Genomic DNA, 11,887 nt, shown 5'->3' with positions numbered 1-11,887 from the left:
GCTGCGTGCGGCGAGCGTCCCAGGGCCTCAGTGTCGTTGCCACGCTCGTCGCGGCCGTGTCACGCAGCGTCACCCGCCCTGAACGGCCCAAGTACCACCACACTCCGCACTGCCGAGCACCGCACCGCTGGTCGCACGAAGTCCCGGCGACGGTGGACGCGGTACGCGTCGCCGAGGCATGGAACGCGCTGTACCCCGAGAGTGCCGCCGGGGCGTGCCCCACGAAAGCCGGTGGCGGCCACCCGCACTGCCACCGTGCTGCCGGTGTACGGCAGTTTCCGGAAGTGGAACCGGCCGTGCTCGTCGGTCAGGCCAGCCGCGAGCACCGCGCCGTACACGTCCGTCACGGTCACGGCAGCTGCCTGTGAGGGAGCGGCCGGCCTCCCTCTGGGCATGGTTGCCGAGCGGCTGGGGATGACGTATGAACGCTGTCAGTGGGCTCCGGCTCCAAGCGTTCCGTCGCCGTCGGACGGAGCCTGTGGTGCGGTGCGCCGGGTGACGACGGCCAGCGCCGCGACCGTCACGGCGACGAGCAGCGGGTGCTCGACCAGCCACGTCTGGATGCCTTCGAAGGGGTCGAACGATGTCAGGGCGGCGCGTTCGAGCGTCCAGGAGACCGAGAACAGCAGGCCGATCAGGGCCACCCCGACGCGGAGCGCAGGGTAGAGGGCGGTGCGGGCCAGGACGATCAGGGAGGGCATCATCAGGGCGACGACGAGAAGCTGGGTCAGCTCGATGCCCAGGTTGAAGCCCAGCAGCGTGGTCACGAGCGAGCCGCGGTCGAGGCCGAGGTCGCTGATCAGGGAGGCGAACGCCAGGCCGTGGACGAGACCGAAACCGGCTGCGATGAGTACTTCGCCGCGGGCCACCAGGGGGCGTAGAGCATGGACCGCGGACACCGCGATCGACAGGGCGATCAGGGTCTCGACCGGGTGGGTCGGCAGGTCGATCACCCCGGTGGCCGCCAGCGCCAGGGTGAGCGAGTGGCCGATGGCGAACGCCGTGACGACGTGGACCACACGGACGATGCTGCGGCGCGCTGACGGTGCCGCACGCCATCGCCCCCCTGCGGCTACCAGGGGGGCCGGGATGAGCAGCATGAGCAGGAACAGCAGGTGGTCGGCGCCCTCGCCCACGTGCTCGATGCCCAGGCCGGCGGTGGTGGCGAAGCCTCGTAGCCATGAGCCCTCACCCGCGGGGACTTCGAGGCTCTGGGTGTCGAAGCCGACGACCCCGAGGGTCTCGGCGTCGTCGGTCTTCAGGATGCCGCGGTCGAAGTCGTACCGGACGGTGACGACAACCTTGTGGGTCAGCAGTTCCTCGACGATGACGTCGTAGCGCAGACGGAAGTCGGTGACCCGGCCGTCGGGCGGGCGGAGTCCGAGCGGATAGACGAGGTGTGCGACCCCGTCGATCGTGCGGACCGACCCGGTGCCGAGCGTGACGGTCCAGGGCCGGTCGTCGTCGCCGACGGCCGCGATGTGCTCGGCGGTGTAGCGCTTGAGGAACGTCCGATCGGCGCCGAGGACGCTCGCCCGGGTGAGGTCCCTGTCCACTGCGACGGCCAGGCGGTCGACGGGCAGCTGTACCTCCCCCTCGACCCGGTCGTCGCGGACGTCGAGGAGGACGGCGGAGGTGCTCATCGGGTGGGCGCCGGCCGGCGACGCGAGGCCGCCGACCAGCATGAGTGCCGCGAGCAGGAACACCGGCAGCAGACGCGCCGCAGGCGTACGTGCGGGCAGGAGACGGGGCACTGTGAGGATCCCTTGCTCCGGTCAGTTCCAGCCGTAGTCGGCGGTCTGGTCGCGGAAGATCGTGTGCTGGTGCACTCCGTCGACCACGATGCCGCCCTGGTTGGAGAACTCGATCCAGACCGACGGGCCGTCGATCCGTACGTACGTCTCCTTGTTGTCGATGCTCGTCGCGCCGCTCCAGCCGAGGTACGTCTCGTCGTACTCGGAGACGTACTTGGCGACGAGCGCCTCCGCGGCCTCCTCGTCCAGGTCGTCGACCCAGGTGCGGATCATCGCGGTGACCTTGTCCTGCTGCTTCTCGGTGAGATCGCCGACCACGACACCCTCGGGGTCCGGGAACGGGCCGTCGTTGCCGGGGCCGAGCAGCAGGTCGTCGAAGCTGCCGTCGATCTCGGCCTTCTCCAGTTCGTCGTCGCTGAGCGATCCGATGGCCGCGATGGTGGTGTCCCGCTTGTCCTGGAGAGGGGCGTACGACTTACCGTCCGTCTCGAACTCCGACGGCTCGATGGCGGTCAGTGTGGGCGAGAGGCTGACGTCGTCCTTGTAGTACGTGAGGTTGTAGGCCGCGTGGTGGCCGCCGAACTGGACCATGAACTGCTCGGTCTCGCTGGGCTCGCCGAAGAATGCCAGGAAGTACTTGTCCGCGCTGTAGTCGTCGCCCCCGCCGGGGCCACCCCCGTTGCCGGACGACCCGACCTCGCCGAGGTAGTCGTCCGCGATGCGGATCTCCTCCAGCTCCTCGTAGCCCTGCTCGCTGAGGGCGGCCTCCATGACCTTGAGTGCCGCGGCCTTCTGGTCGTCGTCGAGGTCGGCGAACTCGATGCCGTTGCGCTCCACGAACGAGGTCGGGAAGTTCGACCAGCCCTTCGCCTTGGCCTCGTCGTCGAAGTCGTAGAGGGCGGTGTCCTTCTCGTCGTCGGAGAGCGTCTTGAGGAACGCGTTGGCGGCGGTCACGACCTCGGCGGTGTTCGCCTTTCCGGCGCCCGTGCTCGCCGTCGCGGACGAGCTCTGGCTCGACGACGTCTCCGACGAAGAGGAGGACGAGGAGTCGTCGGAGCCGCAGCCGGCGACGCCGAGACCGACGCACGTGGCGAGGGCGGTGGCGCGGCGCACGAGTGCCCGCCTCCGTCGTCCGCCGTGCGGCGGCCATCCGTGCGTGGCGGGGCCGGCGGGGCCAGAGGCAGTGAGGGAATGGGTGACGCTGGACATGGCGCTCCTGGAACGGTGCATGGAGGGGACCCCCATCGTGATCGAGCCGAATAGGACCTGCATGGGAGCCGTTTGGGAATTGGGTAAAGTCCGGGTTCACCCCGCAGGAGCCGAAAGCGTCCGGAGTGCTTCGAGGGGGACTTGGTTTCCAGGGGCACCGGCCGCTGGACAACGGGCGGTTTTCGGCCATCATGTGGGGGTGCCGAACCGTGTCCTCATCGCCGACGACGATCGAGCGGTCCGCGAGTCCCTCGCACGAGCGCTGAAACTGCAGGGGTATGAGGTCGTCACCGCCGCCGACGGGGTGGAGGCACTGACCCGAGCCCGTCGGGAGTCGTTCGACGTCCTCGTGGTCGACGTGCTGATGCCGTACGTCGACGGCGTGGTGGTGTGCCGTGTGCTGCGCGCCGACGGTGACCGGACCCCGGTGTTGATGCTCACCGCGCGCGGTGACACGGCGGATCGGGTCGCGGGCCTGGACGCGGGCGCCGACGACTATCTGCCCAAACCCTTCAAGGTCCCCGAACTGCTCGCTCGCCTGCGCGCGCTGCGGCGCCGGGCCACCTTCGCGCCTCGGGCCCAGGGGGAAGAACCCGTCGGCGGCGTGCTGCGGTTCGCCTCCCTGCGCATCGACCCGGACGCTCGCCGCGCTTGGTGGGCCGACGAGGAACTGCGGCTGTCGAAGACCGAGTTCGACCTGCTGGAGCTGATGGTGCGCAACGACGGGATCGTGCTGGCCCACTCGACGATCTCCAGTCGCATATGGGGTTACGACTGTGGGCCGCACACGAACAATCTGGCGTGCTACATCGGCTATCTGCGGCGCAAGCTCACCGACGCCGGCGCGCCCGACCTGATCCACACGGTGCGTGCCGTGGGCTACGGAGTGCGGCGGCCATGAGCCTGCGTCTGCGTTTCACCCTCGCCTTCACCGCCGTCGGAGCCCTGGTGGCGGTACTCGTCGGTGTACTGAGCTTCCGTGTCGCCTCCGAGCGCGTCATCGACGGGGCCAACCGGACGGTCCGACTGGTCGCGCTGGCCGTGGCCGAGGAGCAGGACACGGCACAGGCCCTCCCCGACACGGTCACCCGGGACTCGGACGGCTACCCCGGCACGGGCGACGAAGCGGAGCAGCCTGCGATCGTGCGGGCTGTGGCGCCCGACGGCACGACCACCCGTCTGGGCGGCCCGGACGTGGCGCTGCCGGTGTCCGACACCGGACGTGCCCTCGCGGCCTCCGGAGCCGCCGGGCAGGAGGAGGCCACCATGATCGAGGTGGGCGGCGACACCTACTGCCAGCTCATCATCGCCCTGGGCGAGGGCCAGGGGGCCCTGCAGGCGGCCATCCCCCTGGAGCCGACGCGTGACGTGCTGGTCGGCATCGCCAAGGAGATCGCGGAAGCCATCCTCGTGGTCATGCTGGCCGCGGCGGGCGCGGGCTGGCTGCTCGCGCGGCGCATCACCCGGCGCCTGGTGCGGCTGGCCGGGGCCGCCGAGGAGATCAGTGCCGACGATCACGCCGACCGCGAGGTCCCGGTGGACGGCCGCGACGAAGTCGCCCGGCTCTCGGCGTCCTTCAACACGATGACCCGCAGGCTCGCCGCCTCCCGCGCCCTGCGGGAGAGGCTGGTGCAGGACGCCGCCCACGAAGTCCGCAACCCGCTGACCAGCCTGACCACCAACGCGAGCGTGCTGCGCTACGTCACCGAACTCTCCCCGGACGACCGTGACCGGCTTCTCGATGATGTCGAGGACGAGACGCGCGAACTCGGCCACCTGGTCGACGAGCTGGTCGGGCTGGCCCTCTCGCGGAGCCGCCACGAAGCCGAGGAGCCCGTGGAACTGGCCGAGGTGGCCGGCCGGGCCGCACAGCGCCTGCAGCGGCGCACCGGCCGGCTCGTCCTGCTCGACGCCGACGACTGCGTGGTCAGCGGCCGCCGCCAGGGACTGGAACGCGCCGTGAGCAACTTGCTGGAGAACGCCGCCAAGTTCGACGGTGACGGTGACGAACCCATCGAAGTGCACATCCGTCGAGGCACGATTACGGTCTCCGACCGGGGACCCGGTATCGACGCAGACGACGCCAAGCGGGTGTTCGACCGTTTCTATCGGGCCGATACGGCCCACGGCCTGCCCGGGTCCGGGCTCGGCCTGGCCATCGTCCGCGATGTGGCGGAGATGCATGGCGGCACCGTCTTCGCGGGAACACGATCCGGCGGCGGGGCCGCCGTGGGGTTCACCGTGGACACCTCCCGGCTCCTGCCGGAACGGGCACCGGATTTCGCCGAGCCGCAGGACAAACGGCTGTCACCCGAACGTTCCGCGGAGCGGCGTTCGGGCTGAGAGCGGCGGCACAGGCAGCACCTGCCGGACCCGCAAACCCTCCCCCCGCACGCGGGCAGCCGCCTCCCGCTCCTCCAGCATTCCCAGCACCGACGCCACCGCGCGCGACCGCCGTCACCGGGCACAAGCTCGTCCGGTCCTTCTGCGAGTGGGGCACCGGACTGCCCTGGAACTGGGCTCGGCGGCCGTATCGGGGCGACAGGTTCTCACGTTCCGTGCAAGAGCCCGCCTCGTTGGCGGCGGCGATCTGCTTGTAAGTGGTCTCCTGGTCCAGGCCCTCCACGCGGCCGCCGCACCAGTCGATCTTGACGTAGTCGAAGCCCCAGCGCTGGAAGGTCTCCAGGTCCTGCTGGTAGTGGCCCTCCATGCCGGTGTTGGGGGCGGCGGGGCGGGTGGTGGGGTAGTAGTAGCCGCAGCCGTTCTTGCCGGCGTCGGTGTAGATGCCGGCCTTCAGGCCCTTGCTGTGGATGTAGTCGGCGATGGCCTTCATGCCGCCGGGCCACAGGGTCTCGTCGACGGCGATGGAGCCGTCGGCGTTGCGGTCGCCCTGCCACCAGCCGTCGTCGAGGTTGACGTACTGGTAGCCGGCCGCCGCCATGCCGGAGGAGACCAGGGCGTCGGCCTGCTGCTTGATGACGTCGTAGTCGATGCTGCTTGCGAAGCTGTTCCAGGACGCCCAGCCCATCGGCGGCGGGGCGATGGTCAGGTGGGTGGCGTCGAAGGAGCGGACTGTGTAGTTGCGGAGGCTCAGGTCGATGTTGCGGTAGAGCGGATAGGCGTAGAAGAGAACGAGGGAGAGGATCACCGGGGCGAGGAATGCCCAGGCGGCCCACTGCTGGGAGGCCGGACGGCGCCGTGCTCGCGCGGGGGCCGGGGACGGGGCGGCGATGTCCGACCCGTTCCGGGCGCGCGCGGCCCGGCGGTCCGACAACGGTGTCGTGTGGTTCACCTGCGGACCAGGAATCCTGGGCTACTTGACGGCGGACAACGACGAACAGGCCGCGTTCAAACTGGAGTCGGCGGAGGGGAACCTCGACTCCACGTACTTCGCCTGGTCGGGCTCCACGTCGAGCGACCAGCCGATCTACTACCGCGTCCAGAGCCCCGACTTCACCATCGAGTTCGCCCACCAGCAGAACATGGGAGGCACCAGCCACATCCACGCCATCTACCGCGAGAACGGCAACGACTACGGCGCAGAGGACTGATCCGTGACCGTGATCGCTCTCGGCACGGCGGTACTGTTCGCGGGCCCGCCGAGGACGTGGCACACCTTGTCGTGCAGTCCGGAACCGGCCCCCGCGAAGGCGACCGCCCCGAGGTAGGTGCCGAAGAGGATCTCGCGGCGGGCCGCCATGTCCTGCCCGTCGGCGACGAGGCGCGGCAGCGCGGAGATCAGGGACCTCACGCCCTCGACGGCCAGGGCGGAGCTGATCGGGTTGTGCAGGGCGCCCACCACACGTCGACGCAGCGGGCGAGCGCGTTGAGGCCGGACGCCATCGACAGCCATGTCGGCAGCGACAGCATCAGCGTGGTGTCGTGGACGACGACCCAGGAGAGCACCTTGGGGGGCGACGCCGGTGTGCTTGTGGCCGTCCTCGGTGAGGCCCCGGACGGGGGTGGCCTCGGAACCGGCGTAGGTTGTGGGGACGGCGAGACAGGCAGCCCCGTGGTGAGGGCCGCCGCCTTGGCGGTGCCCGTCGTCGGGCAAGCCTGCCGATGCTCAGCGGCAGGTCGGCCGCGTGCTCGCGGGCCGCGATCCGCACCGCCTCAGCTACCTCGGCCGGCACGTGCGGTCGGACACCGCCGGAGACGGCCACGACGGGGACGTCCTCGCAGATGTCCTCGGCCAGGGCCGCTCGGCGTCGGCCGCGATCACCAGGACCCGGCTCGCGCCGAGCCTGAACAGCCCGAGGCGTCGACGAGCCCCGGCCCGTCATAGGGTCGACTCGCTGCTCCGAATGGCACCCTCCGGTCTCTGGCGCCACCCCGTGATCACCGCTTGCGGCTCTCAACCGCTCTATGTCGCCGCTGAGTTGGCGGTGTCCGTCGACTGGTCCCGATCGTACGGCTCACACGTCGTCGCCGCGTGTCGCCTTTCACACTCGGGACATGTCGCCGCAGGGGGCTCGGTCGGCCCGGGCCGTGCGTGCCGACGGGTGGTCAGGGTCCAGGCGGTGGCGGCGAGTGCGGTCACCGTGAGGGCGGCCAGCATCGCAGTGGTGTGGGATCCGGCGCTGTCGGCCGCCCGGGCGACGGGGTTGGGCAGGCCGAGGCGGTCGGCCAGCCAGCCGACGGCCGCCGTGGCGGTGAGCAGGGCGCCGGCCAGTCGTAGCGTGGGCTGGATGCGCAGGCGGGCGAGGACCAGCAGCGAGGGCAGGGTGAGGCAGACCAGCAGGAGCTGGACCAGCTCGATGCCGAGGTTGAAGCCGAGGAGGCTGGTCACGAGCTGTCCGGTGGACAGGTGCATCTCCGCGAGTACGAAGGAGAACGCCATGCCGTGGCCGAGCCCGAAGACCCCGGCCACGAGTGCCTCCTTGCCCGGGAAGAGGGGGCGGATGGCGTGGATCGCGCCGACGAGGATGCTGCCGGCGATGAACGCCTCGACCGGCCAGTCGGGGATGTCCAGGCGGCCGAGCGCGGTGACGGCCAGTGCGACGGAGTGGCCGGCGGTGAAGGCGAGCGTGATGCGGCCGATCCGCAGAAGCGCGGACCGGGCGCCGACCAGGCCGTCCCAGCGGCGGCCGGTGGCCGCGAGCGGCGCGGGCAGGAGCAGGATCAGCAGGAAGAGCAGGTGGTCGGTGCCGGTGAGGATGTGGTCGCCGCCCAGCTTCAGCATGGCGAGGAAGCCGCGCCAGGCGCTGCCCTCGCCGAGGTCGACCTTCAGGGCCGGGACGGTCATGGTCCGGGTGTCGACCCGGATGGTGCCGACCTGGGTGGTGCCCTCGTCCTCGATCTGCCCGGCGGCCCAGTCCTGACGGACCGTCACCAGGGCGGTGTGCGTGATGACCTGGTGGACGATGACGTCGTAGTCGAAGGTGAAGCGCCGTACGTCGGTGCCGGCCGGCGGGGTGAGCACGGCCTCGGCGACCAGCTCACGGTAGGGGCCGGTGGAGGTCTGCTCGGTGCTGCTGAGGCTCAGTTCGCCGATGCTGACCTGCCAGGCCTTGCCCCCGGTGCTGGTCGGGTGGATGTGCTTGCCGAGGTAGGTCCGGATGGCCTCGGCCTTTCCGGACAGCGTGGCCTGGGTGGTGTCGCTCAGGTCGATCCCGCTGGCCCGGGAGAAGTCGTCGGCCGGCAGTTCCAGACGAGCACTCACCGAGGCCTGGTACACGTCGAGTTCCACCACCGAGTGCGGCATCGGATGCGCGGCGGCCGGCGACGCCCCGAGGAGGAGCGCCGCCGGTACCGCGATCGCGATCCCGGCCACCAGACGCAGTGCTGTGGTCAGCCAGTTTCGTGGTCGGGTCATGAGAAGGAGAACTCGTTGCCGTAGTCGCGGGTGTGGTCCCGGTAGACGGTGTGGTAGTGGACCTTGTCCTGGTAGACGAAGCCGTTCTGGCAGACGAACTCGATCCACACGCTGGGGCCGTCGATGCGGACGTAGTCTCCCTGGGTATCCAGGCCCGTGCCGCCGGAGTAGCCGATGTAGGTCTCGTTCAGCTCACGCGCGTAGGTCTTCATGAGCTTCTTCGCGGTGGCGTCGTCCACGCCCGCGACCCAGGGGTGGATCGCCTCCAGGACCAGCTTCTGCTGCTTGGGCGACAGCTCGCTGGCCTTGATGCCCTCCTTGGTCTCCGGGAACTGACCGTCCTCGCCCGGGCCGAGCAGCACGTCGTTGAAGGACTCGGACAGCTTGGCCTTGGCCAGCTGCTCCGTGCTCAGGCTGCCGGTCAGGGCGAGCATGCCGTTGCGGAACTTCGCCATCGGCTCGTACGTGGTGCCGTCGTCCGCGGTCCAGCTGGTGGGCTCCACGCCGGTGAAGAACGGGCTGGCGCCGGCCACCTTGCCGTCCTTGTAGGTGACGTTCACGGCGAGGTGGTGGCCGCCGAACTGCAGCTGCCAGGTGCCGTCGACCGACGGGGTGCCCAGGAAGGCCATGAGGTAGATGTCGCTGCCGTACCCGGCGCCGCCGCCTGCGCCGCCGCCGGGGTCGCCGGACGGTGGGGTGCCCGTGGGGGCGTCGGTGGCCGTGGCGCTCGGGTCCGCCGAGGCGGAGGGGTCGGCCGAGGCCTCGCTCGACGCGCTGTCCGTCGGCGCGGCGGGTCCGGAGCCGGAGCTCTCCGCCGAGGCCAGCTGGTCGTCGGCCAGGAGGGTCTCAAGGACGTGCTCGTAGCCGGTGCCCTTGCCGGTCCCCAGGGCCACCTTCAGCACGTTCTTCAGGGCGGCCAGCTGGTCGTCGCTCAGCGAGCCCGTCTGGATGCCGACCCGGCAGGACGACCCGCACGGCAGGTTCGACCACGCGGTCGCGTTCGCCTGGGAGTAGTCCAGGACCGTCGCCGCCTGCTGGTCGGAGTCCAGCGTGTTCAGGAACGCGTTGGCGGCGCTGACCACGGCCGCGACGCCGTTGGCCTTCTTGTCGACCGGGTAGTGGACACCGGCCTTCCTCGCGGCGCCCGTGGTCGTCGCGGCGTTGGCCGCCACGAATCCGCCCCCGACGAGGACCACACCGGCGGCCACGCCGGCTATGCCCCGCCAAGTCCGTCGGTTACGAGCCCGACTTGTTCTCTCTTTGCTCACGAACACTCCCTGAAGAAAAGGGTGGGGGACGGTGCGCCGACTCTGCGGGCGGCGGCGTCCAGAACACGCGCGCGCTGGATGAGAGAGCTATCAGCAATATTGTTGACGGCTCAAGGCGCGAGCCCTTCGGGCCTGTCCCAATTGGATGGCGGGCACCCTATATATGGGAAATATCCTGTGCTCGTTGACAGGTTTTTCTCATCGCGGCCTAAGCCGCCGAAACGGGCGCGCGTCACGAGAAGACCGCCGGCCCGGCACCTTCTCCACCGTCGGCAGGACCTCCGCGCTCCGGCCCGCTGAACAGCGTCCGACGCGTGATCGCGTCGACTGCGACCGGCCCTGACACGGCGGTCGCGGCCGGTTTCCCCGGTCGTCGGTGCGGTAGAAGGAGGCCGGTGCGATGCCTGTGGCGACGAGTCTGAACAGCAGGCGGGTGAACATGTCGGGCACGTTCAGCTGATCGGCCGCCCGATCCGCCTGCCCGACCTGGACCGCGACGACGCCTCGGCCATCTGGCCCGGTCCGTCCTCCCACTGATTTCGGGCGGTGCAGCCGCCCGGCAGACGACACCGCCCGCCGCCGGGACCGGTTCGACGGTCGGCCCGGCGACGGGCGGTGTGGCGGTGCAGGTCAGGTCAGTTGAGGGTCCACTGCTGGTTGGTCTGCCCGTTGCAGGTCCAGAGGAGCAGTTTGGTGCCGTTGGCGGTCGCCGCCCCTTCGGCGTCGAGGCACAGTCCCGACAGGTCGTTGGTGATCGTGCCGTCGGAGTGGACGGTCCACTTCTGGTTGGTGCCGCCGTTGCAGTCCCAGATGATGACCTTGGTGCCGTTGGCGGTGCCGTTGTTGTCGGCGTCGAGGCACTTGTTGCCGTAGACGACGAGTTCGCCGCGTGAGGTCTGCGTGAAGGTCTCGTTCTGCCCGCCGAAGCAGTCCCACAGGATGGCCTGAGAGGTGTTGGTGATGGTGTTCTTCTCCAGGCCGACGCAGCGGTTCGAGGCGGCGCCGACGAGGGCCACGCCGTTGGTGCCGGGGATGCCCTGGACACGGATCGCGTCGATGTTGGGCGCGGTGCTGCCGGAGACCGTCGCGAAGCGCACGGTGTTGGTGCCCTTGGCCAGGTGCGCCAGTACGGACACCGTGCGATGGGTCGTGGCCGAGCCGGTCGGCGGGAAGGCGACGACGTAGCTGTACTGGCCGTTGACCTTGATGGTCGCCTTACGGGCCGTGCTGCCGCCGTTGGCGTAGGTGATGTCCACCAGCTTGGTGCCCGCCGCGCCGGTCGTGACGGCACTGAACGTGGGTGTGGTGGCCGTGGTGGTGTCCTCGTAGGTCGACCCGGACGCCTCGATGCCGGAGACGGTGAGCAGGACGGCGTCGCCCGCCGGGACGGTGGTGGAGTAACTCGTGGAGTGGGAACCGGCGTTGGTGCCGGTCCACACGTTGCGTACAGACGCCGAGGCACTGGTCAGGCCGAGGTCGGCCCAGCGGACGGTCATGGACGCCGACGAGGACGTGCGGTTGAGCAGCAGCACGGCGCGCTTGCCCGTGCCGGCGAGGACCTTGCCGTACACCTGCAGGTTGCGGGTGTCCTCGGCGACCTTGACGCCCTGCAGCCCGCGTGGGTCCTGGTCGATGGCGATGACCTCGCGGTTGGTGAGGATGTCGCGGGTGGTAGTGCTCATCGTGGCCAGGTTGTTGCCGGCCAGCAGCGGGGCGCCGGAGATTGCCCACAGGCCCATGTGCAGCCGGTTCTGGGCGGCGGTGAGGCCGCTCATGCCGACCATCAGCATGTCGGGGTCGTTGTAGTAGCCGGTGTGCTGGGCCGCGGGGTGCAGCCCCTT

9 protein-coding genes and 1 pseudogene are annotated in these 11,887 nt (G+C 70.1%); 3 read left to right on the top strand and 7 right to left on the bottom strand.

The genetic code is table 11. From position 1 onward, the window contains the following. Window positions 1–431 precede the first annotated feature (431 nt). Together KWI83_RS29565 and KWI83_RS29560 are read right to left on the bottom strand one after the other, a co-directional pair. Complete coding sequence (locus KWI83_RS29565) at window positions 432–1,754, bottom strand: HupE/UreJ family protein (protein WP_308122254.1); 1,323 nt, start codon at window positions 1,752–1,754, stop codon at window positions 432–434. A 21-nt stretch (window positions 1,755–1,775) separates the two neighbouring features. Next, a complete protein-coding gene (locus KWI83_RS29560) occupies window positions 1,776–2,867 on the bottom strand; it encodes a DUF3500 domain-containing protein (RefSeq protein ID WP_308122253.1) in 1,092 nt (363 codons plus the stop codon). Between the two features lie 295 nt (window positions 2,868–3,162). Here KWI83_RS29560 and KWI83_RS29555 point away from each other — a divergent pair, with 295 nt between their 5' ends. Both KWI83_RS29555 and KWI83_RS29550 read left to right on the top strand, forming a co-directional pair. Beyond that, window positions 3,163–3,864: a response regulator transcription factor gene (locus KWI83_RS29555; protein ID WP_218517435.1), complete on the top strand. Its 702-nt coding sequence runs from the start codon at window positions 3,163–3,165 to the stop codon at window positions 3,862–3,864. Beyond that, window positions 3,861–5,306 carry a HAMP domain-containing sensor histidine kinase gene (locus tag KWI83_RS29550; protein ID WP_218517434.1) on the top strand — a complete coding sequence of 482 codons (1,446 nt, stop codon included), beginning with the start codon at window positions 3,861–3,863 and terminating at the stop codon, window positions 5,304–5,306. The genes KWI83_RS29555 and KWI83_RS29550 overlap by 4 nt, the downstream gene beginning before the upstream one ends. Window positions 5,307–5,505: 199 nt before the next feature. Here the strand turns inward: KWI83_RS29550 and KWI83_RS29545 are convergent. Beyond that, window positions 5,506–6,057, bottom strand: a pseudogene (locus tag KWI83_RS29545) (glycoside hydrolase family 27 protein); the annotation flags it as partial. 223 nt (window positions 6,058–6,280) lie between these two features. Here KWI83_RS29545 and KWI83_RS29540 point away from each other — a divergent pair. Further along, the gene (locus KWI83_RS29540) at window positions 6,281–6,514 is read left to right on the top strand and encodes a DUF3500 domain-containing protein (protein ID WP_218517433.1); all 234 of its coding nucleotides are present in this window, start codon (window positions 6,281–6,283) and stop codon (window positions 6,512–6,514) included. Here KWI83_RS29540 and KWI83_RS29535 read toward each other — a convergent pair. From KWI83_RS29535 to KWI83_RS29520, 4 genes are all read right to left on the bottom strand, one after another. Beyond that, complete coding sequence (locus tag KWI83_RS29535; RefSeq protein ID WP_218517432.1) at window positions 6,496–6,816, bottom strand: iron-containing alcohol dehydrogenase; 321 nt, start codon at window positions 6,814–6,816, stop codon at window positions 6,496–6,498. The two genes, KWI83_RS29540 and KWI83_RS29535, sit on opposite strands and share 19 nt — an antisense overlap. Window positions 6,817–7,326: 510 nt before the next feature. Further along, window positions 7,327–8,778 (bottom strand): HupE/UreJ family protein, encoded by a 1,452-nt coding sequence (locus KWI83_RS29530; protein ID WP_218517431.1) that lies wholly within the window; start codon window positions 8,776–8,778, stop codon window positions 7,327–7,329. Further along, window positions 8,775–9,986, bottom strand: coding sequence for a DUF3500 domain-containing protein (locus tag KWI83_RS29525; protein ID WP_308122251.1), 1,212 nt, complete (start codon window positions 9,984–9,986; stop codon window positions 8,775–8,777). The genes KWI83_RS29530 and KWI83_RS29525 overlap by 4 nt, the downstream gene beginning before the upstream one ends. Window positions 9,987–10,681: 695 nt before the next feature. Continuing rightward, the coding region (locus KWI83_RS29520; protein ID WP_218517430.1) for an RICIN domain-containing protein at window positions 10,682–11,887 on the bottom strand (1,206 nt) is incomplete at its 5' end.

It is taken from the genome of Streptomyces sp. TRM70350 (genome assembly GCF_019219825.1).
Taxonomy (GTDB): Bacteria; Actinomycetota; Actinomycetes; order Streptomycetales; family Streptomycetaceae; genus Streptomyces.
Note: the sequence above shows the minus strand (reverse complement) of the source record. Positions and strands in the feature narration are given on the sequence as shown.

What these genes read in the sequence shown, in the direction of transcription:
- KWI83_RS29530 (WP_218517431.1), bottom strand. Translation starts at nt 8,778, where the DNA reads ATGACCCGACCACGAAACTGGCTGACCACAGCACTGCGTCTGGTGGCC.
- KWI83_RS29535 (WP_218517432.1), bottom strand. Translation starts at nt 6,816, where the DNA reads ATGGCTGTCGATGGCGTCCGGCCTCAACGCGCTCGCCCGCTGCGTCGA.
- KWI83_RS29550 (WP_218517434.1), top strand. Translation starts at nt 3,861, where the DNA reads ATGAGCCTGCGTCTGCGTTTCACCCTCGCCTTCACCGCCGTCGGAGCC.